At 62.1% G+C, this 25,520-nt stretch carries 26 protein-coding genes and 1 tRNA gene; 14 read left to right on the top strand and 13 right to left on the bottom strand.

Translation table 11 applies throughout. The features are described from left to right. Positions 1-8: 8 nt before the first annotated feature. Positions 9-902, top strand: a complete 894-nt coding sequence (locus A0O30_RS12045; RefSeq protein ID WP_105946637.1) for an SMP-30/gluconolactonase/LRE family protein — start codon at positions 9-11, stop codon at positions 900-902. Between the two features lie 36 nt (positions 903-938). Here the strand turns inward: A0O30_RS12045 and A0O30_RS12040 are convergent, their stop codons facing one another. Then, positions 939-2,093, bottom strand: coding sequence for an MFS transporter (locus A0O30_RS12040; RefSeq protein ID WP_105946636.1), 1,155 nt, complete (start codon positions 2,091-2,093; stop codon positions 939-941). A gap of 284 nt (positions 2,094-2,377) precedes the next feature. On the opposite strand from A0O30_RS12040, the gene A0O30_RS12035 reads away from it, so the two are divergent. Continuing rightward, a complete protein-coding gene (locus A0O30_RS12035) occupies positions 2,378-3,598 on the top strand; it encodes an amidohydrolase family protein (RefSeq protein ID WP_105946635.1) in 1,221 nt (406 codons plus the stop codon). A gap of 65 nt (positions 3,599-3,663) precedes the next feature. On the opposite strand, the gene A0O30_RS12030 is transcribed toward A0O30_RS12035, so the two are convergent. The 3 genes from A0O30_RS12030 to A0O30_RS28215 form a co-directional block, all read right to left on the bottom strand. Then, entirely contained in the window at positions 3,664-4,542 is an 879-nt protein-coding gene (locus A0O30_RS12030; protein WP_105946634.1) for a LysR substrate-binding domain-containing protein, read from the bottom strand. A 110-nt stretch (positions 4,543-4,652) separates the two neighbouring features. Next, on the bottom strand, positions 4,653-5,102 hold the full coding sequence (locus tag A0O30_RS12025; protein ID WP_105946633.1) for a GNAT family N-acetyltransferase: 450 nt from the start codon (positions 5,100-5,102) through the stop codon (positions 4,653-4,655). 33 nt (positions 5,103-5,135) lie between these two features. After that, positions 5,136-5,786 (bottom strand): methyl-accepting chemotaxis protein, encoded by a 651-nt coding sequence (locus A0O30_RS28215; protein WP_371921622.1) that lies wholly within the window; start codon positions 5,784-5,786, stop codon positions 5,136-5,138. A 1,904-nt stretch (positions 5,787-7,690) separates the two neighbouring features. Between A0O30_RS28215 and A0O30_RS12015 the strand changes: the two genes are divergently transcribed. From A0O30_RS12015 to A0O30_RS12005, 3 genes are all read left to right on the top strand, one after another. Then, a complete protein-coding gene (locus tag A0O30_RS12015; protein WP_026020319.1) occupies positions 7,691-8,386 on the top strand; it encodes a 3-oxoacid CoA-transferase subunit A in 696 nt (231 codons plus the stop codon). Between the two features lie 8 nt (positions 8,387-8,394). After that, the gene (locus A0O30_RS12010) at positions 8,395-9,036 is read left to right on the top strand and encodes a 3-oxoacid CoA-transferase subunit B (protein WP_060497646.1); all 642 of its coding nucleotides are present in this window, start codon (positions 8,395-8,397) and stop codon (positions 9,034-9,036) included. 597 nt (positions 9,037-9,633) lie between these two features. Further along, on the top strand, positions 9,634-9,900 hold the full coding sequence (locus A0O30_RS12005) for a DUF3077 domain-containing protein (protein WP_105946631.1): 267 nt from the start codon (positions 9,634-9,636) through the stop codon (positions 9,898-9,900). Between the two features lie 37 nt (positions 9,901-9,937). Here A0O30_RS12005 and arfB read toward each other — a convergent pair whose 3' ends face one another. After that, complete coding sequence (gene arfB / locus A0O30_RS12000) at positions 9,938-10,351, bottom strand: alternative ribosome rescue aminoacyl-tRNA hydrolase ArfB (protein ID WP_105946630.1); 414 nt, start codon at positions 10,349-10,351, stop codon at positions 9,938-9,940. 100 nt (positions 10,352-10,451) lie between these two features. Next, complete coding sequence (locus A0O30_RS11995) at positions 10,452-10,631, bottom strand: hypothetical protein (RefSeq protein ID WP_105946629.1); 180 nt, start codon at positions 10,629-10,631, stop codon at positions 10,452-10,454. 210 nt (positions 10,632-10,841) lie between these two features. On the opposite strand from A0O30_RS11995, the gene A0O30_RS11990 reads away from it, so the two are divergent. Then, positions 10,842-11,426, top strand: a complete 585-nt coding sequence (locus A0O30_RS11990) for a trans-aconitate 2-methyltransferase (RefSeq protein ID WP_105946628.1) — start codon at positions 10,842-10,844, stop codon at positions 11,424-11,426. Between the two features lie 138 nt (positions 11,427-11,564). Here A0O30_RS11990 and A0O30_RS11985 read toward each other — a convergent pair. After that, positions 11,565-11,652 (bottom strand) — tRNA-Ser (locus A0O30_RS11985). Positions 11,653-11,786: 134 nt separating this feature from the next. On the opposite strand from A0O30_RS11985, the gene A0O30_RS11980 reads away from it, so the two are divergent. The 8 genes from A0O30_RS11980 (at position 11,787) to A0O30_RS11940 (ending at position 17,574) form a co-directional block, all read left to right on the top strand. Continuing rightward, on the top strand, positions 11,787-12,458 hold the full coding sequence (locus A0O30_RS11980) for a Bax inhibitor-1/YccA family protein (protein ID WP_003251184.1): 672 nt from the start codon (positions 11,787-11,789) through the stop codon (positions 12,456-12,458). Between the two features lie 204 nt (positions 12,459-12,662). Beyond that, positions 12,663-14,042, top strand: coding sequence for a nucleobase:cation symporter-2 family protein (locus A0O30_RS11970; RefSeq protein WP_105946626.1), 1,380 nt, complete (start codon positions 12,663-12,665; stop codon positions 14,040-14,042). Between the two features lie 96 nt (positions 14,043-14,138). Beyond that, a complete protein-coding gene (tusD, locus tag A0O30_RS11965; protein WP_105946625.1) occupies positions 14,139-14,531 on the top strand; it encodes a sulfurtransferase complex subunit TusD in 393 nt (130 codons plus the stop codon). 1 nt (position 14,532) lies between these two features. Further along, positions 14,533-14,892 carry a sulfurtransferase complex subunit TusC gene (gene tusC / locus A0O30_RS11960; protein WP_060497742.1) on the top strand — a complete coding sequence of 120 codons (360 nt, stop codon included), beginning with the start codon at positions 14,533-14,535 and terminating at the stop codon, positions 14,890-14,892. Continuing rightward, entirely contained in the window at positions 14,892-15,188 is a 297-nt protein-coding gene (tusB, locus tag A0O30_RS11955) for a sulfurtransferase complex subunit TusB (protein WP_105946624.1), read from the top strand. Before tusC ends, tusB begins: the two co-directional genes overlap by 1 nt. Beyond that, positions 15,185-15,520: a TusE/DsrC/DsvC family sulfur relay protein gene (locus A0O30_RS11950; protein WP_105946623.1), complete on the top strand. Its 336-nt coding sequence runs from the start codon at positions 15,185-15,187 to the stop codon at positions 15,518-15,520. Before tusB ends, A0O30_RS11950 begins: the two co-directional genes overlap by 4 nt. Next, positions 15,517-16,518, top strand: coding sequence for a glycosyl transferase family protein (locus tag A0O30_RS11945; RefSeq protein ID WP_105946622.1), 1,002 nt, complete (start codon positions 15,517-15,519; stop codon positions 16,516-16,518). The genes A0O30_RS11950 and A0O30_RS11945 overlap by 4 nt, the downstream gene beginning before the upstream one ends. Positions 16,519-16,614: 96 nt before the next feature. Next, positions 16,615-17,574 (top strand): glutathione S-transferase family protein, encoded by a 960-nt coding sequence (locus tag A0O30_RS11940; protein WP_105946621.1) that lies wholly within the window; start codon positions 16,615-16,617, stop codon positions 17,572-17,574. 34 nt (positions 17,575-17,608) lie between these two features. On the opposite strand, the gene cysG is transcribed toward A0O30_RS11940, so the two are convergent. The 6 genes from cysG to A0O30_RS11910 all read right to left on the bottom strand — a co-directional run bounded on the left by cysG (position 17,609) and on the right by A0O30_RS11910 (position 25,271). Continuing rightward, a complete protein-coding gene (cysG, locus tag A0O30_RS11935) occupies positions 17,609-19,000 on the bottom strand; it encodes a siroheme synthase CysG (RefSeq protein ID WP_105946620.1) in 1,392 nt (463 codons plus the stop codon). Then, positions 19,001-20,281 (bottom strand): serine--tRNA ligase, encoded by a 1,281-nt coding sequence (serS, locus tag A0O30_RS11930; protein ID WP_105946619.1) that lies wholly within the window; start codon positions 20,279-20,281, stop codon positions 19,001-19,003. Positions 20,282-20,311: 30 nt separating this feature from the next. Continuing rightward, positions 20,312-20,686, bottom strand: a complete 375-nt coding sequence (gene crcB, locus A0O30_RS11925; protein ID WP_016711494.1) for a fluoride efflux transporter CrcB — start codon at positions 20,684-20,686, stop codon at positions 20,312-20,314. Next, the gene (locus tag A0O30_RS11920) at positions 20,683-22,008 is read right to left on the bottom strand and encodes a replication-associated recombination protein A (RefSeq protein ID WP_105946618.1); all 1,326 of its coding nucleotides are present in this window, start codon (positions 22,006-22,008) and stop codon (positions 20,683-20,685) included. Before A0O30_RS11920 ends, crcB begins: the two co-directional genes overlap by 4 nt. A gap of 12 nt (positions 22,009-22,020) precedes the next feature. After that, complete coding sequence (gene lolA / locus A0O30_RS11915; RefSeq protein WP_019096729.1) at positions 22,021-22,644, bottom strand: outer membrane lipoprotein chaperone LolA; 624 nt, start codon at positions 22,642-22,644, stop codon at positions 22,021-22,023. A gap of 62 nt (positions 22,645-22,706) precedes the next feature. After that, a complete protein-coding gene (locus A0O30_RS11910; protein WP_371920895.1) occupies positions 22,707-25,271 on the bottom strand; it encodes a DNA translocase FtsK in 2,565 nt (854 codons plus the stop codon). Between the last annotated feature and the right edge of the window lie 249 nt (positions 25,272-25,520).

The following is a 25,520-nucleotide window of genomic DNA, read 5'->3' as shown; positions in this document are numbered from 1 at the left end:
ATGCTTCCATGACAGCCGAACTGATTACCGACGCACGCAATGCCACGGGCGAGAGCCCGGTCTGGCACCCGCAGGAAAATGCCTTGTACTGGGTGGATATACCAGCAGGTCGCCTGCTCCGCTGGCAGATGGACGGCCAGACAACCCACTGGACCGCAGACGAAATGCTGGGCTGCATTGTCCGCAGCCAGCAAGGCTATTGGCTGGGGGCCCAGGAGAGCGGGATCTTTCACCTCACCCCTCAGGCAGACGGCCGCCTGTTGGCCGACAAACGTGCCAGCGTCGAACACGCCAGGCCCGGCATGCGCTTCAATGACGGGCGCTGTGACCGCCAAGGGCGCTTCTGGGCCGGTACGATGCAAACCAGCATGGGCGCCGAGCCGGTGGGTGCACTTTACCGGTATGACGCGACGGCAGACGCAACGGTAAAACCATTGCAGGCACGACTGGACAAGCTGATCGTGCCCAACGGCATGGCCTTCAGCCCGGACGGCAAAACACTGTATATCTCTGACTCACACCCCAGCGTCCAGCTGATCTGGGCCTTCGACTACGACATCGACAGCGGCACACCGCACAACCGCCGAATCTTCATCGACATGAACCAGCACGCCGGCCGACCGGACGGGGCCGCAGTGGATGCCGAAGGTTGCTATTGGATCTGTGCGATCGATGCCGGCCAGGTACTGCGCTTCACCCCCGAAGGCAAACTGGACCGCGCCCTGCCGCTACCGGTGAAGAAACCGACCATGTGCGCATTCGGCGGCCCGCAGCTGGATACGCTGTTCGTGACGTCGATTCGCCCACAAGGCATCGACCTGAGCGACCAGCCACTGGCCGGCGGCGTGTTCGCACTGAACCCCGGCGTAAAAGGCCTGCCGGAGCCGATTGCCGGGGGCTGAAGCCTGAACCGGCAATGCCTGACACCAGGGATATGCTCAGTAAGCCGCCTTGCTGGACATCCCCCTGCGACCTACCCCAAGGCAAGTGACCGCAAAAGCAATCACCAACGCCCCGGTACCCAACAGGAAAATCAACTGCTGGTTGGAGCCCTCCACCAGCATGGCAATCAGTGCGGGCGTCACGGCTGCAGCTCCCATCAACGTGATGCTGACCAGCGGCGTCAGCTTGCCGGTCGGGTCGTTGGTGGTGATCAGCGCCATGTAGTACGACAGTGACAGCACCCAGCCAAAGTTGATCAGCAACAACGCCACGAACAACTGCGTCGGTGTGCGGGTATGGCCCGTGAGCATGGCGATGGAAACGAACACCGCCACCAACCCCACAGCAATCATCAGTTGGCGGTTGACCCGCGCCCCCAGCAGGCTTGGCAGCCCTGCCCCAGGCAACCCGCCAATGGCAGACAGGCCGAACGCCCAACCGATGTCGACGCCGCTGATGCCCTGGTCTCGCGCCAGCTGGTCGATGAAGCCCCACACGCAGTAGATGGCGATCTGCATGAACAGCATGCCCACCAGCGCCGTACGCCCTGTACGTGCCGAACCACCCTGGGCAGGTGAGCCTTCGCCACTGGCCAGCAACGCCGCCGGACGGCGCGGCAACACCAGGCTGGCGCCGCAGATCAGCAAGTACCACAGGCCGAACGCGCACAAGGCAGTCACCGTGCCACTTTGCGCGGCCAGCAACGGCAACGCTGCCGAGAACAGCGAGTACTCGGGGGTTTGCAGCAACAGCATCAACCCGAACGACCGGTCCTGGTTGGGCAAGCGTCCCAGCGTGGAAACGGCGTAGGCGTACACCAGCCCCGCACAGGTGCCGGCCGCCAGGCGCACGATCAGCAACACGTTATTGGTGGTGGAAAAGGCGGTCGCAATGCTCAACGCCACGCACAGCGCCCCCACGAACAGGCAAAGGCTACGCCCGCCATGGCGCTTCATCAGCAGCGGGCATAGCAAGGTGCCCAGGGTCATGCCGATCATCTCGACCGACACCACCCAGCCCTGCTGATCCAGTGACAGGCTCAGTTGTTCCGTGACCAAACCCATGAAAATGGGTTGCACGCCACAGACGATGAATGAAGTACAGGCAATGAAAATCAAGGCGGCACGCAGCAGCTTGGAATCATTGATCATGGAAGGACTCCGACACGGCATTTGTTTTTATTGTGTGTGATGACCTGCCCGGAACACGCTGCAGCAAGCGGTAGGACGGGGCACGCGGTCAATCCTGGGCCGAGATCGAAGGCTTTGACAGTTAATTATCGCAATCCTCTTCAGTGGGCTTTTTAATGCAGGCCAACCTCCACTGCCTGTATCCAGAAACGCACTGCTGTCGATCCTGATAATTAATTGGAGACATGCCCACATCCGCCCTACCGTGGTACGTCACCCAAGCCGTTAGTAAAAAAGGCCCAACCATGAACGACCGTGAGTTCATCAACGCCATCGACGCCGATGGCCTGCCTCTGAACATTGCCGTAAGCAACGGCCGCATCAGCCACATCGGCCCGCAACGCGCCAGCACGCCCGCCCGCGAAACCATCGACCTCGAAGGCCTGCTGGCGCTGCCGGGCTTTGTCGACGGCCACATCCATCTGGACAAAAGCTTCGTCGGCGATCGCTGGCGCCCGCATCAACCCGCGGCCAGCCTGCGCGAGCGCCTGGCCGTGGAGAAACGCGAACTCGCCAGCGCCCCGCCCATCGTCGAGCGCGCCGATGCGCTGATGCGCCAGGCCGCCTCGTTTGGCACCCTGGCCATGCGTTGCCATGTGGACGTGGACGCCACCACCGGCCTTTCCAACCTGCATGCAATGCTCGAAGCCCGGGACATGTGGAAAGACCTGCTCGCCATCGAGCTGGTGGCCTTCCCCCAGGCCGGAGTGGTGACCTGCCCCGGCACCGCTGAAGTGATGGAAGCGGCCATCCGCGAAGGCGTGCAGGTGGTCGGCGGCATCGACCCGACCACCCTTGATGGCGATGCCGATGGCCAGCTCGACATCGTGTTCGGCATCGCCGACCGACATGGCGTGAAGGTCGATATCCACCTGCATGAGCCTGGCGATATCTGTATCGCCCAACTCGAACGCATCGCCGCCCGCACCCAGGCACTGGGCATGCAAGGCCTGGTGGCGGTCAGCCACGCCTATGGGCTGGGCGACGTATCCGATGCCGTGGTCGACCGCACCGCCGAAGCGCTGGCTGGCGCCGGTATTTCCATCATGACCAACGCCCCCGGCGAGCATGCTTTCCCACCCGTCCTACGCCTGCGTAAAGGCGGCGTGCGGGTGTTTACCGGCAACGACAACATCCAGGATGCCTGGTGGCCCTACGGCAACGGCGACATGCTGCAACGGGCCATGCTGGTCAGCTACCGCTCAGGCTTCAACACCGACGAGGAACTGCGGGTAGCGCTGCACATGGCGACCGAAGCGGGTGCCGGCGTGATGGGTAAAAAGGATTACGGCTTGAAGGTGGGCAATGAAGCCAGCTTCATCCTGTTCAAGGCACCGAATGCCGCTGCGGCAGTGGCGGCTGCCATTCATGAGCGAGTGATCGTGCGCCACGGTGCATTCTGGGGCGGGCCTGCGCATTTGCAGTTGAAGGCCACGCAGTTTGCTGCAGAAGTACGCCGCCACTAACAGGCAAAAAAACCTGGGGCCGCTTCGCGCCCCATGGCCCTGACTGACAGCCACTAGACCAAGACTTACTCTGCCTCTGCCCGCAAAATTCCAATCAGAATTTCGGCCAACTCCATAACCATCGGGTCTGCCGTCGGCCGATGAAATATCGCCGCCTCAAACACCTTAATCGGCTTGAATCCTTCTTCCCCCCCTAGCACCCGATGCCCCGCCGTCACCACCCGCAATGGCAACAGGCTTACCCCTAACCCATTGGCGACGGCCTCCTGAATCCCTGCCAGGCTCGAACTGGTGAATGCGATACGCCAGCTCCGCCCCATGGCCTCGACCGCGCTGATCATGTCGTCCCGGTACAGCCCACGCGGCGGGAAGGTCACCAGCGGAATCGGGTCCTGGGCAAAGCACGGGTACTGCGCACTGTCGATCCACTCGATACGCTCTGGCTGGCAAGCATTGGCCTCACGGCTGTGCCGCCGCTGCTTGATCAACACCAAGTCCAGTTCGCCCCGATCATAGGTGCTCATCAGGTCACGGCTAAGGCCACCGGTAATCTCCAGTTTCACCGTCGGATTACGCCGGTTGAACGCCGCCAACGCCTGCATCGTCTTGCCCGCGACAAAATCGTCCGGCAGGCCGATGCGCACGGTTACCGTCACCCCACCCGACATGGCCTCGGTCAACTGGCTGCTCACCGCCAGCAGGTGCCGAGCGTAACGCAGCAGGGTTTCACCGGCGTCGGTCGGGTGCACCTCGCGGTTGCTGCGGTCGAGCAGCTGGTGGCCGACCATTTCTTCCAGCCGGCGCACCTTCTGGCTGACTGTAGACTGGGTGGAATGCAGGCGGGCTGCGGCGGTGGTGAAACTGCCGCAGTCGGCCACCATGACCACGGTGCGGAGCATGTCCAGGTCGTAGATGGCGCGGTTGGGGTTGGGGGATTCAGGCATTTGGCGCGTTCAGCTTTTCGATAGGGCTGGGTACATGATGCCTGAAGCCGGGGCGCATGACGCATTGCCCGCGTGCGGGGCATGCTTTGTACGCATGCACGAACGGCCTGTCAGGGCACCAGGGTCTTCTCGAAATAAACGCGCTTGAAACCGTCTTCCGTCCGTTGCCCTACATTCACATAGCCGAGCTTGGGGTAAATCGACAGGTTCTCGGTCATCTTCTCGTTGGTATAGAGATGGACGGCGCCTACCCCCTGTTGCCGGGCTGCATCTTCACAGAAGCGGATCAACGCCTTTCCTACACCCTGCCCGGCTGCGCTGGGCAGGACCGCGACGTTTTCCAGCAGCATGTGGCCGTGCTCGGCATAGAACACAATGAAACCCTGGAAGACCGCCCGATCATCCGTCGCAACATACACCACACCGTCCGCTATCTGCCTGGCGAAGTCTGCGGTCATCGGGGCAGGCTTGCGCCCGATGAGTGGCACATACCGAGCGTAGGCCTGCTCGGCACACTGCCTGACTTCAGGCTCATCGGTTGCTACGGCCAGCCGGATCATGACGGTCTCCCTGGTTACCGGATAGTGCGTTACTCAAGCAGCAACGCCTCGTTCGCCATCATCGCTGACTTCGAACTGCCCCACCAGCTTCTGCAACTTGCCGGCATCCACCTTCACCTTCTGCGCACTGCTTTGCAGCACCACGGCGGTCTGGCGCATCTCGCTGGACGACTGGTTGACCTGCTCGATGGTCTTGCCGTATTCCACACTGCGCCGGTTGAGCTGCTGGATGATGGCGAACATGCCCTCCACCGCCTGGTGCAGTTGCACATTTTCCGAAGAGGCGTCCTCGGCGAGGCGCAGACTGTTGTCGACGTCCTGCACGCCCTGCTCCATGAAGCTTACGGCCTGACGGGTTTCGCCCTGCAGGCTTTCGACCATATGGCGAATGTCGTCGGCAGCACGCGAGGTACGCGCGGCCAGGCTGCGCACCTCGTCGGCCACCACTGCAAAGCCACGGCCATGCTCCCCGGCGCGCGCCGCCTCGATGGCGGCATTGAGCGCCAGCAGGTTGGTCTGGTTGGTGATTTCGCTGATCAACCCGGTAATGTTGTCGATCTCGACCATGCGGCTGTCGAGCCGCTGCACGCTGGACGACGAGCGCGCCACCACATCGCGGATCGACTGCGTGCCCGCCTGCACCGCCAGGTACTGCTCGCGTGCGCGGCTGACCACTTCGTCCATGGCCTGCTTCATCTGCTCGGCACTGACCGAGGCCTGCTGCAACTCGCCAAGCTGCTCTTCCATGATGATCATCATCTGGTGCACGGCGTCTGCCACATCGGCGGAGCTCACGCTGGCTTCCTGGCTGCGCCCGAGCATCATCTGGTTGGTGCTGCCGACGGTTCGACTGGCCTTGACCACCTGCCCCACCACCGCGTCCAGGCGGTCGATGAAGCTGTTGATCCAGCGCGCCATGTCGCCGCTTTCGTCGTTGGCCAAGGTGCTGGTGTCCAGGCGCTGGCGCAGGTTGCCTTCTCCCTCGGCGATGGTGCGCAGCACGCCGCTCATGCCATTCAGCCTGGCCGCCAGGCGCTTGGGCCCGAGCACACCGAACAGCAACGTGGCGCCGAGCATGCTCGCGGCCTCGATCGCGTCGTTCAACCCTTGCGGCAGGCCTGCACAGTGCTGCACCAGGTAGTTGCAGCCGAAAAGGCCCGCCATGATCGCCACATAGGGCTTCATCAAACCGTAGCTCAGCGAGCGCCGGCGGTAGACCTCCTCCAGGTCTGCCTCGCACATCATGCCCCAGCGGTCGGGTGAGCCCGGCAACTGGAACGTTACGCCCTTACCTACCACCGGTACGTGGCGATAGTCCGAATAGCCGGGGTAGGTCACGAACAGGTTTTCACCGCGCCTGATGGTCTCCCTTACGCCCGGGTGCAGTTCCCGCGTGGAGGGGTCGGTGAAACGCAGCTCCAGTTCGGTATGGCGCTGGACCTGCACCGTGGTCCAGGGGGTGTGCACGCCGCTCTTGAGGTTTTCGCCATGGGTGAAGGTGGCGTCTTCGAAGCGCGAGCGGGACAGCGCGATGCCAGGCTGAATGGCAAGGTCGAAGCGCGATTGCGCCATGAACAGGTAATTGTCACCCGACTCGGGGTAGATGTGCCCGGCCTCGCGCTGGATCAGATCGCCCAGCACGTCGTTGGGCACCCGCCCGCACAGGCAACCGAGCACTTTGCCCGCGCGCCTGAGGGGCTGGTAGAACATCAGCGTGACTTCGTCGTGAAAGCGTGAGGATGACGGGCCGATCTGCAAGGTCAGTGGGTCGCTGTAGGGCCCGTGCAGGAAGGGGGCTTTCAGCCCTTGTGCCAGGGCTGACATGTGCTCGATACGCGGCGTGCCACGTTGGGGCCAGGTCGAAGCGATGACGCTGCCGTGGGCATCGACGACAAACAGTTCGGAAAAGTCCTCGGCCTGGGCCAGCGTGCTGCGCAACATCGCGCTATCGACTTGAGCGAGCCCGGGCGCCAGTTGATCGGCCAGCTCGGCCAGATGCTCCCACTGCTCGCGCGTCCACTCATGCAGCAACTGCACACGGGTGTGGGCGATGGCTTCGAAGGTTTGCTCGATCTGCGGGTAACTGGCCCGGTTAAGGCGGCACGCCCAGCCCATGCTGAATTTGCCGGTTTTACCAAACCACGGCAGCCAGCCCTTTTCATGCGACGACAACTGCATCGAACCACTGGAAAGCGACATTATCTTCACCATACGCGACATCGAATGGCAATCTGATAGCAAGTCGCACGCCAACGCGGCAGGGGTGATTAATCGGTGATTTCGCGAGCTTGCTGCACTTGATCAGTGCAGAACCGTGGCAGATAAGCGCAGAGCGCACCAGCGAGGGGCAACAATGAAGGGATCACACGTTCAATTTGAGTGAGGCAAATAGCTTCCGAAACTGCTCGCACATCGCACAACAGTTCGATAATCGCACAAATTCAGCCAAACCCCCTCTACTGTTGCCCTATCTTGCGGCACGCTATAGCGAAAGTCAGCAAGTAATTTCAAGCGCTGACAGGCCCCATCGCGTCACGCGCTCCGGCCAGCCCGACAACCACAACTCCAGGAACAACCAGGAGCTCGCCTTGATCAATAAAACGTACGAGTCCATCGCCAGCGCGGTGGAAGGGATTACCGACGGTTCGACCATCATGGTCGGTGGCTTTGGCACGGCTGGCATGCCGTCCGAGCTGATCGACGGCCTGATCGCCACCGGTGCCCGCGACCTGACCATCATCAGCAACAACGCCGGTAACGGTGAGATCGGCCTGGCCGCCCTGCTCATGGCAGGCAGCGTGCGCAAGGTGGTCTGCTCGTTCCCGCGCCAGTCCGACTCCTACGTGTTCGACGAACTGTACCGCGCCGGCAAGATCGAGCTGGAAGTAGTCCCGCAGGGCAACCTGGCCGAGCGTATCCGCGCCGCGGGTTCGGGCATTGGTGCATTCTTCTCGCCAACCGGCTACGGCACCCTGCTGGCCGAAGGCAAGGAAACCCGTGAAATCGACGGCCGCATGTACGTGCTGGAAATGCCGCTGCACGCCGACTTTGCGCTGATCAAGGCGCACAAGGGCGACCGTTGGGGCAACCTGACCTACCGCAAGGCCGCCCGCAACTTCGGCCCGATCATGGCCATGGCCGCCAAGACCGCCATCGCCCAGGTCGACCAGGTTGTCGAACTCGGTGAACTGGACCCGGAACACATCATCACCCCGGGTATCTTCGTCCAGCGCGTGGTCGCCGTTACCGGCGCTGCCGCTTCTTCGATCGCCAACGCTGTCTGAGGCCTGCCATGACCATCACCAAAAAGCTCTCCCGCACCGAGATGGCCCAACGCGTGGCCGCAGACATTCAGGAAGGTGCCTACGTCAACCTGGGCATTGGCGCACCCACCCTGGTGGCCAACTACCTGGGCGACAAGGAAGTGTTCCTGCACAGCGAAAACGGCCTGCTGGGCATGGGGCCGAGCCCGGCCCCGGGCGAGGAAGACGATGACCTGATCAACGCCGGCAAGCAGCACGTGACCCTGCTGACTGGCGGTGCGTTCTTCCACCATGCCGACTCGTTCTCGATGATGCGTGGCGGCCACCTGGACATCGCCGTACTGGGTGCCTTCCAGGTGTCGGTGAAGGGCGACCTGGCCAACTGGCACACCGGTGCCGAAGGTTCGATCCCGGCCGTAGGCGGCGCAATGGACCTGGCCACCGGCGCCCGCCAGGTGTTCGTGATGATGGACCACCTGACCAAATCCGGCGAAAGCAAACTGGTGCCTGAGTGCACCTACCCGCTGACCGGCATTGCTTGCGTCAGCCGTATCTACACTGACCTGGCCGTGCTGGAAGTGACGCCTGAAGGGCTGAAAGTGGTCGAGATTTGTGCGGATATCGACTTTGACGAACTGCAGAAGCTGAGTGGCGTGCCGCTGATCAAGTGATCAGCCGCAACCTTCCGGCAAAACGCAGTCCCTGTGGGAGCGGGTTCATCCTAATGCCAGTCAGATTAGATTATTGGGGCCGCTTTGCGGCCCATCGCCGGCAAGCCAGCTCCCACAGGTACAGCGCATGGCTTGAGTGCGATGCGGTCGGTGTGGGAGCTGGCTTGCCGGCGATGGGCTGCACAGCAGCCCCCATGGCCCCAACCAGCAACCACGATCTCAAGCCCCACACCATTTCAGCCCGCGACCACAGCAGGCTATCCCATCCCAAATGATGTCAATCTGCTTCGAAAGATCAGAATTTTTCGCTATCTTGTAGGGCATTTCCCAAAGATACTGTTGCCGCCTATTTTCCGTTGCGGGCGCCCTGCTGGGCCTCTAGTCTGGGGCTGTTGCTGCTCATCAGCGACACGGCTTTGACAGGCCGTAACGGTATATAGGTTCTGCAGCGCCCTCGATGGCGGCTGCGCGTGGGGCACGCTTGCGTGCGCCGGAACTTCCTATGTCCGCCGGTCTGTCAACCCACGCACAGCTGCCACCCAACCTGTTTGACAGCGGGATCGGTGCAGATCATTTGGAGATATAGGAATGTTAAAGATGACTGACGATCCGAACGAAAAGACGACTGTAGGCAAGACCACGTTCTACCAAGGTGAAAACCAGACCCACCCGCTGTTTCGCATCGAAGCCGGCATCCCTTGCCAGAACGCCCGCGAGCAGGCTTCGGAGTTGATAGGGTATGTGCGCGAACTGACCATTGTCGGGTTGATGGATGAGAAGCCGATGATGATCTGGGCTGCGCACTACCTGAGCGCGCTGGCCAAGGCGCTGATGGATGATGCCGAGTTGGGCATGATGCGCTGATTGGGTTGACTAGCTACGCGACGGTCCACCACCCGCACTAGAAATCCACCTTGCCCCGCCCCGCCTTGACAGTGCTTCGCCTGGCTTTGCCTTCAAGGCGGCGGGTCTTCGAGCCAAGGGTCGGCTTGGTCGGGCGGCGTTTCTTTTCGGTCTTGCCGGCAGCGATGATCAACTCGGCAAGACGCGCCAGTGCGTCGGTCCGGTTCTGCTCTTGGGTGCGGTACTGCTGGGCCTTGATGATCAACACACCATCGCCGGTAATGCGACTGTCACGCAGCGCCAGCAGCCGCGCCTTGTAGAACTCGGGCAACGACGAGGCCGGGATGTCGAACCGCAGGTGCACCGCGCTGGATACCTTGTTGACATTCTGCCCACCCGCGCCTTGCGCACGGATGTAGGTCAGTTCGATTTCGGCATCCGGCAGATGCACGTTGTTGGAGATGGTCAGCATGACATGGCCCTTGTAATTGCACCCATTGTCACAGCCTGCGCCGCTCTCCCATAGAACAACAGCACGTAAAACCTGATCGTCTTAGCTTTAGAAGCAGCGCTTAAGATTGGACGTTGTTGCGCGAAGCACGTTGAAAGCGTGTAACCACAAATTGAACAGCACCGGCCACAAGGCACAGCACACCTATTTTCCACCCTCCTTCCACGCCAAAGTTATCGGCTATCGTCCCTACGATCATCACGCTTACGAAGATGGCGGCGGGCAGGATCAGTTTGTTCATTTTGGTATTCCGAGTGCGAGCGACAGAATGTGTGAAGAGGCACAGTCTACACAGAGACAGCGCCCGCGCTGGTCAGGATTTCGTAACGAGGCCGGTAACCTGTGGAAATACTCAAGCCGCCAAGCGGTAACCGCCAATGGGATACCATCTGCCATTCAGGCATTGCGGTCACCGCCCTACACAAGATGGAAAGGTAAGGATGCTTTATCCATGACGAGCTGGAACGCTTTCTACGAACGCACAAACAGGCGCGCTCCCTCTCTGCTGCTCAGTTGCGCCATTGATCATGCCAAGCACCTACGCCCCCTGCATGCGGTAGACCTGGGGTGCGGTGCCGGTAATGAAACGTTGCAACTGATTCAGGCGGGCTGGCAGGTGCTGGCCATTGATAAAGAGCCTGAAGCCATCGCACGCACGGCCAGCAAATGCTCAGTGGAGGAGGCCCGTATGCTGGACGCCAAGGTGGCAGACTTTGAGTACCTTGCCGAGCTACCGCCGTCGAGCCTGATCCATGCCGGGCTTGCCCTTCCCTTTTGCCACCCTGGGCGATTCGATCACCTGTGGAATCTGATTTGCAAAGCGCTGGTTCCCGGAGGTGTCTTTACAGGTCATTTCTTCGGGCTAAGGCACGGCTGGGCTGGCCAGGGGCATATGTCGTTTCATAGCGTTGAAAATGTTCAAGCGCTTGCTGCGGGGTTGGAAACCGTCCTGCTGCGCGAAACCGAATCAGCCATGGTCATCGATTCCGGAACGGTGAACTGGCATCGGATTGATGCGATTCTGCGAAAGGCGTGATGCCGAAGCCCTGAGAAGATCTGGGCTTTTCTGGACTTGAAAGTCGTTGGACTTGTTGGACTCAGGCCCTCTGCCTTCAGAGACTCATTTTACGGCCCCAAAAACGCAAAAAGCCCTGAATAATCAGGGCTTTGAATGTGGCGGAAGCGTAGAGATTCGAACTCTAGGATAGTTGCCCATCGACGGTTTTCAAGACCGTTGCCTTAAACCACTCGGCCACGCTTCCAGCTCGTTTTGCGGCCGCCATAATACCTTAATGAAACACGCTGTCAAACTCTCTGTGTCGCGGGTTGTGGGAGCTCTGATAGACTCCTAGCATCTGAACGTTCGAAACCACAGGTTTTACCAAGGAGTGTCGCCATGCGCGAACAGGATTACGCCGTACACCACGGCCAGCAGGTCGAGCAGCAGGAGATCAGCAAGGTCCTGCGCAACACGTACAGCCTGCTGGCACTTACCCTCGCCTTCAGCGGTGTCATGGCCTTCGTGGCCCAGCAGATGCGCGTCGGCTACCCGAACGTGTTCGTGGTGCTGATCGGCTTCTACGGGCTGTTCTTCCTCACCAACAAGCTGCGTGATTCGGCCTGGGGCCTGGTGTCTACCTTTGCCCTCACCGGCTTCATGGGCTTCATCCTCGGCCCGATTCTCAACCGCTACCTGGGCATGGCCGGCGGCGCTGAAGTGGTCAGCTCGGCGTTTGCCATGACTGCACTGGTGTTTGGTGGTCTGTCGGCCTATGTGCTGATCACCCGCAAGGACATGAGCTTCCTCAGTGGCTTCATCACTGCTGGCTTCTTCGTTCTGCTGGGTGCTGTCGTGGCCAGCTTCTTCTTCCAGATCAGCGGCCTGCAACTGGCGATCAGCGCTGGCTTCGTGCTGTTCTCGTCGGTGTGCATCCTGTTCCAGACCAGCGCGATCATTCATGGTGGCGAGCGTAACTACATCATGGCGACCATCAGCCTGTATGTGTCGATCTACAACCTGTTTGTCAGCCTGCTGCAGCTGTTCGGCATCATGGGTCGTGATGACTGATTGATGACTGTGCGAGAAAGCCCGCTTCGGCGGGCTTTTTTGTGGGCGCTATCAAGCCCCAGAAAGCACAACCAATAACTGACCAAAAAGTCAGATAACTAGGCGCATGGTCGCCGATCGTGCCGCCATCGTGCTTTTCTCTACCGCAATCTCTCATCACCCCGTAGAATGCGCTCCTTTTTTCTTCCGGGGCAGCTTCCAGCAATGAGCTCACACGAACACAGCCCAGGCGCGGCGGCGCCTGCCAATGAACTGGTGCTTGGCCTTGAGGACAAGCCACGGCTGGTGATCGGCCTGCTGGCGGCCCTGCAGCACCTGCTGGCGATCATCGTGCCGATCGTGACCCCTGGCCTGCTGATCTGCCAGGCGCTGGGTGTTTCGGCGCGTGATACCAACCTGATCGTTTCCATGTCGCTGGTGATCTCGGGTATTGCCACCTTCGTTCAGTGCAAGCGCTTCGGGCCATTCGGCGCCGGGCTGCTGATTGTTCAGGGCACCAGCTTCAACTTCGTCGGGCCGCTGATTGCTGGCGGTGCGCTAATGGTCAAGCAAGGCACGCCGGTAGAAGGCGTGATGGCGGCTATCTTCGGCGTGGTGATCGCAGGCTCGTTCGTGGAGATGGGCGTTTCGCGCATCCTGCCCTTCGTAAAGCGCCTGATCACCCCGCTGGTGACCGGCATCGTGGTGCTGATGATCGGCCTGACGCTGATCAAGGTCGGCCTGATCAGCATGGGTGGCGGCTTTGGCGCCATGGCCAACGGCACCTTCGCCAATGGCGATAACCTGCTGCTGTCGGGCGTGGTGTTGGCAATTATCGTAATTCTCAACCGCGTCCCGGTGGTGTGGATGCGCAGCTGCGCCATCGTCATCGCCTTGGCGGTTGGTTATGCGTTGGCCGGTTACATGGGCCGCCTGGATTTCACCGGCATGCATGAAGCCGCGCTGTTCCAGGTGCCTACGCCACTGCACTTTGGTTTGGGCTTCTCGTGGGCGCTGTTCATTCCAATGCTGGTGATTTACCTGGTGACGTCGCTGGAAGCCATTGGTGACGTTACCGCCACCAGCAAGGTGTCGCGCCAGCCGGTCGAAGGGCCGGTGTGGATGCAGCGGATCAAAGGCGGCGTGCTGGTCAACGGTGCCAACTCGCTGCTGGCCGGCTTGTTCAACACCTTCCCCAGCTCGATTTTTGCGCAGAACAACGGCGTGATTCAGCTGACCGGTATTGCCAGCCGCCATATCGGGATCTGGATTGCTGTGATGCTGGTGCTGCTGGGCCTGTTCCCGAGCGTTGCCGGGGTGATTCAGGCGGTGCCGGAGCCGGTGCTGGGTGGTGCGGCCATGGTGATGTTCGGTGCGGTTGCGGCTTCGGGGATCAATATTCTGGCTAGCACCCGGCTGGACCGCCGCGCACTGCTGATTATTGCGGTGTCGCTGGCCTTGGGCCTGGGTGTGGCACAGGTGCCGGAATTCCTGGCGCATATGCCGGCTGCGATCCGCAATGTGCTGGAGTCGGGGGTAGCCACGGGCGGTATCTGTGCCCTGGTGTTGAACTGGTTCCTGCCGGAGAGCAAGGAACACGCCTGAGCCCTTCAGGCCTGACAGAAAGCCCGCCCCGCCATGCACAAGCGGGCGCGGGCTTTTTTGCTTTATCATGGCACCATTCCTTTGCATGAGTTACCCATGAAATTCGCTATCGCGGTGTTCTCTCCGGCCCATGCGCCCTCTTCACGGCGCGCCTTGCGCTACGCCGAGGCGGTGCTGGCCGGCGGGCATGAGATTGCCCGGTTGTTCTTCTATCAGGACGGGGTGCACAGTGCCTCGGCCAACGTGGTCGCACCCCAGGACGAACTGGACGTGGCGGGCCAATGGCGCGCCTTTATCGAGGCCAACCAGCTGGACGCCGTGGTGTGCATCGCTGCCGCCCTGCGCCGTGGCGTGCTCGATGAAGCCGAAGCCAGCCGCTACCAGCGCCCGGCCGTGAACCTGCCCAAGCCTTGGGAGCTGTCGGGGCTTGGCCAGTTGCATGAGGCTGCGCAGGTAGCCGACCGCCTTGTCTGCTTCGGAGGCGACTGAAATGGCCAAATCCTTGTTGATCATCAGCCGCCAGGCACCGTGGAACGGCCCATCCGCCCGTGAAGCACTGGACATCGCCCTGGCCGGCGGCGCGTTCGACCTGCCGCTGGGCATGCTGTTCCTGGACGATGGCGTGTTCCAGCTTGCGCCCAACCAGCAACCCACCGCCGTGCAACAGAAGAACCTGGCCGCCAACCTGCAAGCACTGCCGATGTTCGGTGTTGAAGAGCTGTTTGCCTGTAGCCACAGCCTCACCCGCCGCGGCCTGGCAGCCGACACCCTGGCACTGCCGGTACAAGTGCTCGATGACGCAGCGCTAACCGCGCTGATCGCCCGTTTCGACCAGGTGGTAACGCTCTGATGACGACCCTGCATGTAATTGCCCACTCCCCGTTCGGCGACGAGCGCCTGGCCAGCTGCCTGCGCCTGCTCGGTGCCGACGACGCGCTGCTACTGTGCGGCGATGCGGTGTATGCCTTGCGCAGCGGCAGCGAGCCGCACCACCAGCTGCAAGCTGCCGGCCTGGCACAGCGCCTGTTCGCCCTGGAAGAGGACGTTCAGGCCCGCGCAGTCGGCAACGACCTGGCCAAGGCCGTGGACTACGCTGGCTTCGTCGAACTGTCCCTGCACTACGACAAGGTCAACAGCTGGCTATGAATACGCTCAACGTTGGCGAAAACGCCATCGCCCTGGACAAGGACGGCTTCCTGGTCGACCTGCAGGACTGGTCCCATGCTGCCGCCGAGGCCTTGGCCGAGCGCGAGGGCATCCCGTTGACGGCAGACCATTGGGAAATCCTCGAACTGCTGCGCCAGTTCTATCAGGAGTACCAGCTGTCCCCGGCCACGCGCCCGCTGATCAAGTACACGGCCCTGAAGCTGGGCCCGGAAAAGGGCAACAGCCCGCACCTGAACCGCCTGTTCAACGGCACCCCCGCCAAACTTGCCGCCAAGCTGGCGGGCCTGCCCAAGCCGACCAACTGCATATGACCGAACCTCGCCCTTTGACACTGGAAACCCCGGCCGAACACCCGTTCGCCGAATTCGTGCGCATCCTCGGCAAAGGCAAGCGCGGCGCGCGTGGCCTTACCCGCGAAGAAGCACGCGCAGCCATGACCCTGCTGCTGGAAGGCAAAGTCGAGGACACCCAGCTGGGTGCCTTCCTGATGCTGCTACGCCACAAGGAAGAAAGCGCCGAGGAGCTGGCCGGCTTCACCGAGGCCCTGCGCGCCCACCTGCAGGCGCCGAGCATTGCAGTGGACCTGGACTGGCCCACCTACGCCGGCAAAAAGCGCCACCTGCCCTGGTACTTGCTGGCGGCCAAATGCCTGGCCGGCAACGGCGTGCGCATCCTGATGCACGGTGGCGGCGCCCACACCGCCGGGCGCATGTACACCGAGCAACTGCTTGAGCTGCTGCAAATCCCCCTGTGCCACGGCTGGGCCGCTGTCGGCAGCTCCCTCGACCAGCACCAACTGGCGTTCTTCCCACTGCACGACTGGGCGCCGCAGTTGCAGCGCATGATCGACCTGCGCAACACCCTGGGCCTGCGCTCGCCCATCCACTCACTGGCGCGTGTGCTTAACCCGCTGGGCGCACGCTGTGGCCTGCAAAGCATCTTCCACCCCGGCTACCAGGCGGTGCACCGCGAGGCCAGTCGCCTGCTGGGCGATCATGCGGTGGTAATCAAGGGCGATGGCGGCGAGATCGAAGTAAACCCCGATGTCATCAGCCACCTTTACGGCACCACGGCAGGCGAAGCGTGGGATGAGGAGTGGCCAGCGCTGAGCGAACGCCGCCATGTGAAACCGGCCAGCCTGCAAGCCGAACACTTGCTGGCATTCTGGCGGGGCGAAGTGGAAGACAGCTATGGCGAGAAGGCCCTCATCGCCACCATGGCCTTGGCCTTGCGTGGTTTGGGGCAAGAGCGCGAGCAGGCCTTCGCAACAGCACAAAGTTATTGGGATACGCGGAACAAATCGATTTAACCGATCATAACCCCCGGTTATTTGCGCTATTTATTCGAACGATTTGGCCTAGACTGGGCTCCAACGACAAACAACTTTGTTCCGAGGAGCTCACTCATGGGCCTTTTGATCGACGGCCGCTGGCATGATCAGTGGTATGAAAACGGCAAGGACGGCACGTTCAAACGCGAAAACGCCCAACGCCGTAACCAACTGCCCGCCCCCGAGGCCGGCCGCTACCACCTATACGTCTCGCTGGCCTGCCCATGGGCCCACCGCACCCTGATTGTCCGCGCACTCAAAGGCCTGGAGCCCTTGATCGATGTGTCGGTAGTCAGTTGGCTGATGCAGGACCACGGCTGGACCTTCGACGTGCAGCAAGGCTCCACGGGCGACCACCTCGACGCCTTGCAGTACCTGCACCAGCGCTACACCCAGGATGACCCGCACTACACCGGCCGCGTGACCGTACCCGTGCTGTGGGACAAGAAAGAGAAGCGCATCGTCAACAATGAATCGTCAGAGATCATCCGTATCTTCAACAGCGCGCTCAACGAGCTGACCGGCAATACACTGGACCTGTACCCCGAACCGCTGCGCCCAACCATCGAGGCGCTTAACGAGCGCATCTACCCGGCCGTGAACAACGGCGTGTACCGCGCAGGCTTTGCTACCACGCAGGAAGCGTACGAAGCGGCGTTCGACGATGTGTTCAATGAGCTGGATTATCTGGAAGACCTGCTAAGCCGCAATCGCTACCTGGCGGGTGAATACCTGACCGAGGCTGATGTGCGTCTGTTCACCACGCTGGTGCGCTTCGATGCCGTGTACCACGGGCACTTCAAGTGCAACCTGCGCCGCCTGAGCGACTATCACAACCTGTCGAACTGGCTTCGCGAGCTGTATCAGTGGCCTGGGGTGGCGGGCACGGTGGATATGGAGCATATCCAGAAGCACTATTACATGAGCCACAAGACCATCAACCCGACCGGGATCGTGCCCAAGGGGCCGTTGCAAGATTTCAACCTGGCGCATGATCGGGAGCGGTTGGCGGGTAAAGGGATTTGGCAGGATTGAGATAGCCGGGGGCTGCTTTGCAGCCCCAGCAATATCAGCTGTTCTGCGAACCTTCAAACCAGGCCAGTTTTTCACGCAGTTGCACGACCTCCCCCACAATCACCAGGGTAGGCGCATGCACTTCATGCCGCGCCACCAGCTCTGGCAAATCCGCCAGGGTACCGGTAAACACCCGCTGGTTACGCGTAGTGCCCTGCTGAACCAACGCAGCTGGCGTACTCGCCGCCCGCCCATGGCGAATCAGCTCGGCACAGATGGTCGGCAAGCCCACCAACCCCATGTAGAACACCAAGGTCTGCGCTGGCGCCACCAAGTCATCCCACGGCAGGTTGCTGGTGCCATCCTTCAGGTGCCCGGTCACGAAACGCACCGACTGGGCGTAGTCGCGGTGAGTCAGCGGAATCCCGCCATAAGCGGAACAGCCGCTGGCCGCCGTAATGCCTGGCACCACCTGAAACGGAATGCCATGCTCGGCCAGCTCTTCGATCTCTTCGCCACCACGGCCAAAGATGAACGGGTCGCCACCTTTAAGTCGCAGCACACGCTTGCCCTGCTGGGCCAAATCGACCAGCAGCCGGTTGATCTGGTCCTGCGGCACAGCATGGTCGGCGCGGCGCTTACCCACGTAGATACGCTCGGCATCACGCCGGCACATCTCGATGATCGCAGGAGCCACCAGGCGGTCGTACAGCACCACGTCGGCCTGCTGCATCAGGCGCAAGGCACGGAAGGTGAGCAAGTCCGGATCACCCGGGCCCGCACCTACCAGGTAAACCTCGCCCCCCTGCTGCACCGGCGCGCCGTCTACCATCGCCTGCAACAGGCGTTCGGCTTCGACGCCCTGCCCGGCCAGCTGGCGCTCGGCAATCGGCCCCTGGAACACGGTTTCCCAGAAGCCGCGGCGCTGGTTGACGTCCGGGTACAAGGATTTCACCTTGTGCCGAAAGCGCGCTGCCAGCCCGGCCAGCTCACCATAGGCCGACGGAATCCAGGCCTCCAGCTTGGCACGAATCAACCGTGCCAGTACCGGGGCGTCACCGCCACTGGATACCGCAATCACCAGGGGTGAACGGTCAACGATCGCCGGGAAGATCACCGTGCACAGGGCCGGTGCATCCACCACGTTGACCGGCAGGCTGAGGGCCTGCGCATCCGCCGACACCTGGGCGTTCAGCCCTGGGTCGTCGGTTGCTGCGATCACCAGCCGGCAACCGACCAGGTCAGCGGCCTGATAGCCACGCACCAGCACCTCACCGCCACCCTCCCGGGCCAACGCAGCCAACTGGCCGTCGACATCCGGCGCCACCACGCGCAGCACGCCACCGGCATCCGCCAGCAGGCGCGCCTTGCGCAAGGCGATCTCACCGCCGCCGACGACCAGCACGCGGCCGCCCTGCAGCTTGTGGAACAGCGGCAGGTAATCCATTTAGCGGATGACCTCGACGCCGCCCATGTAAGGCTTCAGCACGTCCGGCACCCGGATCGAACCATCGGCCTGCTGGTAGTTTTCCAGCACGGCAACCAGGGTACGGCCGACGGCCAGGCCGGAGCCGTTGAGGGTGTGCACCAACTCTGGCTTGCCGGTTTCCGGGTTGCGCCAGCGGGCCTGCATGCGGCGCGCCTGGAAGTCGCCGCAGTTGGAGCACGAGCTGATTTCGCGGTACTTGTCCTGGCTCGGTACCCACACTTCCAGGTCGTAGGTTTTGACGGCGCCAAAGCCCATGTCGCCCGTGCACAGGGCCAGTACGCGATAAGGCAGTTCCAGCAGTTGCAGTACACGTTCGGCGTTGGCGGTCAGGCCTTCCAGGGCTTCCATCGACTTGGCCGGTTCTACCACCTGCACCATCTCGACCTTGTCGAACTGGTGCTGGCGGATCATGCCGCGGGTGTCACGGCCGGAAGCACCGGCTTCACTGCGGAAGCACGGGGTGTGGGCAACCAGTTTCAGCGGCAGCTGCTTGGCGTCGAGGATCTCACCGGCCACCAGGTTAGTCAGCGACACTTCGGCGGTCGGGATCAGATAGAAGTCCGCCTCACCTTCGCGGGTGATCTTGAACAGGTCTTCCTCGAACTTCGGCAGCTGGCCAGTGCCTTGAAGGGCCGGGGCCTGCACCAGGTACGGGGTGTAGTGCTCCTCGTAGCCGTGCTCGCCGGTGTGCAGGTTGATCATGAATTGCGCCAGGGCGCGGTGCAGGCGGGCGATCGGGCCACGCAGCACGGCAAAACGGGCGCCGGACAGCTTGGCAGCGGCTTCGAAGTCCAGGCCACCGCTGACTTCGCCCAGGGCGACGTGGTCTTTGATTTCGAAGTCGAAGGCCTTCGGCGTGCCCCAACGGCGCACTTCGACGTTGTCGTCTTCGCTGACACCGACCGGTACGCTGGCGTCCGGCAGGTTGGGGATGGTCAGCAGGATACCGTCCAGTTCAGCCTGGATGGCGTCCAGTTCGGTCTTGCCAGCAGCCAGCTCATTGGCCATGCGCTCGACGTCGGCCATCAATGGCGCGATGTCTTCGCCCTTGGCCTTGGCCTGGCCGATGGATTTGGAACGGGCGTTGCGCTCGGCTTGCAGCTGCTCGGTGCGGGTCTGCACTGCCTTGCGGCGCTCTTCCAGTGATTCGATGCGCGCGACATCCAGGCTGAAGCCACGGGAGGCCAGGCGATCTGCCACTTCCTGAAGTTGGCCGCGTAACAGTTTGGAATCGAGCATATCGTTCTCTCGTTATAAGTAGGTGTTGGTTCAGAATCGGGTCAGGGACAGGCCGGCCCAGGTCGCGAGCAGCCCGCCCACCACGCTGATACTGGTATAGCCCAAGGCAAGGGGCACCTGCCCGCTTTCCATCAGGCGCACGGTATCGAGCGAGAAGGAGGAAAAGGTTGTCAGGCCACCGAGGAAACCGACAATCAGGCCGGCGCGCAGCTCGACCGGCGCCAGCGGCTTGTGCAGGAACAGGCCATAGAGCAGGCCGATCAGCAGGCAGCCAACCAGGTTGACCGCCAGCGTACCGGCATAGAAGTGCCGTGGCCAGTGGGCCGCTACCCAGTTGGCGGTAGCAAAGCGCAACAAGGTGCCGGCGATACCGCCCGCGCTGACCGCGGCGATGAGTGCAATCACGGTTTTCTCCGTTGACGGGGGCTGTTGCGGTCGAGCTCGGCCAGGTGGCGTAGCTTCTCGCCAATCTTCAGTTCCAGGCCACGGGGCACTGGCTCGTAGTACTGGCGAGGCTCCAGTTCATCGGGGAAGTAGTCTTCACCGGCGGCATAAGCGTCGGGCTCATCATGGGCATAGCGGTACTCGTCGCCGTAGCCCAGTTGTTTCATCAGTTTGGTCGGGGCGTTGCGCAAGTGCAGTGGCACCTCCAGCGAGCCATGTTCGGCCGCTTCGCGCAGGGCGGTCTTGAAGCCCATGTACACCGCGTTGCTCTTCGGCGCGCAGGCCAGGTAAGTGATGGCCTGGGCCACTGCCAGCTCGCCTTCGGGGCTGCCCAGGCGCTCCTGCACATCCCACGCCGCCAGGCACAGGCTGAGCGCTCGCGGGTCGGCGTTACCGATATCCTCGCTGGCCATGCGCACCACACGGCGGGCGATGTACAGCGGGTCGCAACCACCGTCGAGCATGCGCGCAAACCAGTACAGGGCGCCATCGGGGTTGGAGCCGCGCACCGACTTGTGCAGCGCTGAGATCTGGTCGTAGAACGCCTCGCCCCCCTTGTCGAAACGACGGCGGCTGTCACCGAGCAGGCTTTGCAGCATCTCGACGTCGATTTCGCTGCCGTCTTCGGCCAGGTCCGAGGCGTTCTCAAGGAAGTTGAGCATGCGCCGGCCATCGCCATCGGCGGCAGCCATCAGCATCTTGAAAGCATCGTCGCCCACCCGCAGGTTGCGCTTGCCCAGGCCGCGCTCTTCGGTCAGCGCGCGGTTGACCAGTTTGCGCAGTGCCGCCTCGTCCAGGCTTTTGAGCACGTACACCCGCGCCCGCGACAGCAGCGCGTTGTTCAGCTCGAAGGACGGGTTTTCAGTGGTGGCGCCGATGAACAGCAGCGTGCCGTCTTCCACGTAGGGCAAGAAGGCATCCTGCTGCGACTTGTTGAAGCGGTGCACTTCGTCGACGAACAGGATGGTGCGGCGGCCATACTGGCCGGCCTGCTGCTTGGCCACTTCAACGGCCTGGCGGATTTCTTTCACCCCGGCCAGTACCGCCGACACGGTTTCGAAATGCGCGTCACAAAACTGCGCCAGCAGCCGCGCGAGGGTGGTCTTGCCCACCCCCGGCGGCCCCCAGAAGATCATCGAGTGCAGCGCACCCTGTTCCAGCGCCTCGCGCAGCGGCTTTCCGCGCGCCAGCAGGTGCTCCTGGCCCACGTACTCGTCCAGGTTGGACGGGCGCAGGCGAGCGGCCAGGGGCTGGGCGACGGGTTCGCTTCGAAACAGGTCCATGGTGAGCCTTGGTTACTCCTTGATCACGTCCGCGCCTTTGGGGATGTCGAACTTGAACTGGCTGTCCGGCACCGCCTGGTTGGCCTTGACGCCATTGAACAGGATGTTGGTGCGCTGGCCGACACTGTCGATCAGCTGCATGTCATTGATCAGGCCTTTGCGGAACGACACGCGCAGCGAGTCGAACAGGGTGTCCTTGGTCTTCGGCTTGAGGGTGAAGTCCATCACCTCGCCCTGCTCCTTGGAAGCAATGTCGAAACTCTGGCTGATCTTCGACACATCACCGGACAGCAGCAGCGCAGGGGTCTGGTTCAGTCGCACATCGAGCTTCTTGATGGTGGCCTGTTCCAGGTCCGGGTCCCACAGGGTGACGTTCTTGCCGTCCGAAACCACCACCTGCTCCTGCGGTGCATCAGTGTGCCAGTAGAACAGGCCCGGGCGCTTGACCGCCATCTTGCCCGAGGTTTCCTGCAGGCTGGTGCCATCGGCGCCCAGGGTCAGCTGGGAGAAGTTGGCCTCGATGGTCTGCGACTTTTCCAGCAACTGGGTCAGGCGTTGTACGTCTTGCTCACCGGCATAAGCAGTAACCGAGCCCAGGGTCAGGGCAGAAACCAACAGCATGCGAATCGCGCGCATGGGAATCCTCATTGAGCATTGAAAAGGCCGGGCGCCACCGTTGGCGCCCGGCAAGGTGTTCTTCAGTCGCGCGGGCCGCCCGGGGCAATCACTTCCCGCGAGCCGTTGCTGTTCATGGGGGTGACCACGCCGGCCATTTCCATGGCTTCGATCATGCGGGCGGCGCGGTTGTAACCGATCTTCAGCTTGCGCTGCACAGCCGAAATGGACGCGCGGCGGCTTTCCAGCACGAACTGCACAGCCTCATCATACAGGGCGTCGCTCTCCGAATCTTCACCATCACCGCCACCACCGCCGCCGCCGTCGAAGCCACTGCCGGCTTCTTCCACACCGTTGAGGATGTCGTCGTTGTAATCCGGCGCGCCGCGCAGCTTCCACGCTTCGACCGTACGGTGCACTTCGTCGTCGGAAACGAACGCACCGTGCACGCGGATTGGCAGGCTGGTACCCGGTGGCATGTACAGCATGTCACCATGACCCAACAGCTGCTCGGCACCACCCTGGTCGATGATGGTGCGTGAGTCGATCTTGCTCGACACCTGGAACGCCATGCGGGTCGGAATGTTGGCCTTGATCAGGCCGGTAATGACATCCACCGACGGGCGCTGGGTGGCGAGAATCAGGTGAATACCGGCTGCCCGCGCCTTCTGGGCGATACGGGCGATCAGCTCTTCGACCTTCTTGCCGACGATCATCATCATGTCGGCAAACTCGTCCACCACCACCACGATGGTCGGCAAGGTTTTCAGCGCTGGCGGCTCGTCGTCCATGCTCTCGCGGCGGTACAGCGGGTCGTGAATGATTTCGCCGGCTTCCTGGGCGTCCTTGATCTTGCGGTTGAAGCCGGCCAGGTTACGCACGCCCATGGCCGCCATCAGCTTGTAGCGCCGCTCCATCTCGGCCACGCTCCAGCGCAAGGCGTTGGCGGCGTCCTTCATGTCGGTGACCACCGGGCACAGCAAGTGCGGGATGCCTTCGTAGATCGACAGTTCGAGCATTTTCGGGTCGATCATGATCAGCCGCGCGTCTTCCGGGCTGGACTTGAACAAAATCGACAGGATCATCGCGTTCACACCCACCGACTTACCGGAGCCGGTAGTACCGGCCACCAGCAGGTGGGGCATCTTGGCCAGGTCGGTAATCACCGGCTTACCGCCGATGTCATGGCCCAGGGCCAGCGTGACCGGGGACTTCTGTTCGTCGTACTGCGGCGTGGCCAGCACCTCGGAGAAGCGCACCATCTGCCGGTTTTCGTTGGGGATCTCGATACCCACGGTGGTCTTGCCGGGGATCACCTCGACCACGCGCACGCTGGTCACGGCCAGCGAGCGCGCCAGGTCCTTGGCCAGGTTGGCGATGCGACTGACCTTCACGCCAGCGGCCGGCTGAATTTCGTAACGGGTAATCACCGGCCCGGGGTGGATCGAGTCCACCGACACTTCTACACCGAATTCCTTGAGTTTGATTTCCAGCAGTTGGCCGACACCGGCCAGGGACTCTGGCGAATACTCGATTTTCTTCTGCTCGGCAGGGTCGAGGATGGAAATCGACGGCAAGGTGCCTTCCACCGCGCTGTCGATGAACAGCGGTGCCTGCTTTTCCTTCATCACCCGCTTGCTCGGCTCCGGAGCCTTGGCGGCAGCGGGTGGCACGATCGTCGGGGCGGCGTGCTGCTCGCGAGGGACCACGGTTTCACGCGGCACTACGGGCTCACGGGTGGCCTCACGTGGTGGCACGACAGGCTCACGGCCAAGCGTCGGCTCACGGGGCTCAACGACCGGGGCCGGCGCTTCTTCACGCTTGAAAATACGCTCACGCAACGCCGGCTTGGCCGGTTCACGCTTCTCGGCGGCCATCGGCGCGGCCTTGACCACCGGCTCATCCTCGCGCAGTTGCGCCTCCAGGCGCTTGCGCTCGTTGCGGGCTTCCCACCAACGGTTGGCGGCGCCCTGCACCAGTTCGAAGAGGTCGAGGGTGATCTTGCCGGTCAGGTCCATCACCTTGAACCACGACAAGTCGGTGAACACCGTCAGGCCGAACAGGAACAGGGCAATGAACATCAGCGTGCTGCCCTGCACGTTCAGCAGGTTGCGCGCCAGATCACCAAGGCTTTCGCCCAATGCGCCACCTGCAGAGAACGGCAAGCTCGCCGGCGGATGGAAGTGGATATGCGCCAGCGCCGCCCCGGACAACACCAGGAACACCAGGCCGATCAACCGCCAGGAGAACAGCCAGCCGCTCCAGTCCCACGGCTGGTGGCGTTCGCGGAAGATCTGCCAGGTCTTCACCGCCAGCAGCAGCGGGAAGATATAGGCGAAGTAACCCAGCACCATGAACAGGATATCGGCGAAGTAGGCGCCGGCACGCCCGGCGGCATTCTGCACCTGGTCGACGGTGGCGGTGTGGCTGAAGCCCGGGTCCGAAGTGTCGTAGGTCAGCAGGGCCATCCACAGGTACAGGCACAGGGCGCCGACAGCGATCAACGCACCTTCCTTGAGGCGATAATGCAGCTGCTGCCGCCACAGGGGCACGGGCAAGGGAGCTGGGGTTGCGGTGGATTTCTTCAAAACGCGTCTATTCCTGCGCGTGCTGCGCGTCCAATAGTGATCGGCCGGCGGTGCGGCCAATGAACCACTACTTTTAACATTACTGCCCGACAGCCGCCATGGCGGCACGCCGTATGGGGGTTTGGCCGGGGGCGACTTTCATATACCTGCAATTTGAGCATGCATTTTCTTTTGTGACAAAGGCTTATGCTGTGTTTTTGCACAGGTGTGACAGCAAATGTAGCGGATGGTGCCTGCGGTTTCATGAATGTGTAGGAAATTGCCTGAATTCGCCCCCCGCAAAGCAGCCACAACCATTGACCCTGCCAT

Origin of the sequence: Pseudomonas sp. LLC-1 (genome assembly GCF_002992185.1) — a bacterium.
Classification (GTDB): Bacteria; Pseudomonadota; Gammaproteobacteria; order Pseudomonadales; family Pseudomonadaceae; genus Aquipseudomonas; species Aquipseudomonas monteilii.
This window is presented reverse-complemented; position numbering and strand designations above follow the sequence as displayed.

Bases quoted from the DNA above. Each gene is read 5' to 3' on its own strand.
- A0O30_RS12035 (WP_105946635.1), top strand. From the start codon at position 2,378: ATGAACGACCGTGAGTTCATCAACGCCATCGACGCCGATGGCCTGCCT.
- A0O30_RS11995 (WP_105946629.1), bottom strand. From the start codon at position 10,631: ATGAACAAACTGATCCTGCCCGCCGCCATCTTCGTAAGCGTGATGATC.
- A0O30_RS11950 (WP_105946623.1), top strand. From the start codon at position 15,185: ATGAATACGCTCAACGTTGGCGAAAACGCCATCGCCCTGGACAAGGAC.
- A0O30_RS12005 (WP_105946631.1), top strand. From the start codon at position 9,634: ATGACTGACGATCCGAACGAAAAGACGACTGTAGGCAAGACCACGTTC.
- tusD (WP_105946625.1), top strand. From the start codon at position 14,139: ATGAAATTCGCTATCGCGGTGTTCTCTCCGGCCCATGCGCCCTCTTCA.
- A0O30_RS11940 (WP_105946621.1), top strand. From the start codon at position 16,615: ATGGGCCTTTTGATCGACGGCCGCTGGCATGATCAGTGGTATGAAAAC.
- A0O30_RS11980 (WP_003251184.1), top strand. From the start codon at position 11,787: ATGCGCGAACAGGATTACGCCGTACACCACGGCCAGCAGGTCGAGCAG.
- A0O30_RS12045 (WP_105946637.1), top strand. From the start codon at position 9: ATGACAGCCGAACTGATTACCGACGCACGCAATGCCACGGGCGAGAGC.
- A0O30_RS12025 (WP_105946633.1), bottom strand. From the start codon at position 5,102: ATGATCCGGCTGGCCGTAGCAACCGATGAGCCTGAAGTCAGGCAGTGT.
- A0O30_RS12010 (WP_060497646.1), top strand. From the start codon at position 8,395: ATGACCATCACCAAAAAGCTCTCCCGCACCGAGATGGCCCAACGCGTG.
- cysG (WP_105946620.1), bottom strand. From the start codon at position 19,000: ATGGATTACCTGCCGCTGTTCCACAAGCTGCAGGGCGGCCGCGTGCTG.
- tusB (WP_105946624.1), top strand. From the start codon at position 14,892: ATGACGACCCTGCATGTAATTGCCCACTCCCCGTTCGGCGACGAGCGC.
- A0O30_RS11990 (WP_105946628.1), top strand. From the start codon at position 10,842: ATGACGAGCTGGAACGCTTTCTACGAACGCACAAACAGGCGCGCTCCC.
- tusC (WP_060497742.1), top strand. From the start codon at position 14,533: ATGGCCAAATCCTTGTTGATCATCAGCCGCCAGGCACCGTGGAACGGC.
- A0O30_RS28215 (WP_371921622.1), bottom strand. From the start codon at position 5,786: ATGGACGAAGTGGTCAGCCGCGCACGCGAGCAGTACCTGGCGGTGCAG.
- A0O30_RS11920 (WP_105946618.1), bottom strand. From the start codon at position 22,008: ATGGACCTGTTTCGAAGCGAACCCGTCGCCCAGCCCCTGGCCGCTCGC.
- A0O30_RS11945 (WP_105946622.1), top strand. From the start codon at position 15,517: ATGACCGAACCTCGCCCTTTGACACTGGAAACCCCGGCCGAACACCCG.
- arfB (WP_105946630.1), bottom strand. From the start codon at position 10,351: ATGCTGACCATCTCCAACAACGTGCATCTGCCGGATGCCGAAATCGAA.
- serS (WP_105946619.1), bottom strand. From the start codon at position 20,281: ATGCTCGATTCCAAACTGTTACGCGGCCAACTTCAGGAAGTGGCAGAT.
- lolA (WP_019096729.1), bottom strand. From the start codon at position 22,644: ATGCGCGCGATTCGCATGCTGTTGGTTTCTGCCCTGACCCTGGGCTCG.
- A0O30_RS12040 (WP_105946636.1), bottom strand. From the start codon at position 2,093: ATGATCAATGATTCCAAGCTGCTGCGTGCCGCCTTGATTTTCATTGCC.
- A0O30_RS11970 (WP_105946626.1), top strand. From the start codon at position 12,663: ATGAGCTCACACGAACACAGCCCAGGCGCGGCGGCGCCTGCCAATGAA.
- A0O30_RS12030 (WP_105946634.1), bottom strand. From the start codon at position 4,542: ATGCCTGAATCCCCCAACCCCAACCGCGCCATCTACGACCTGGACATG.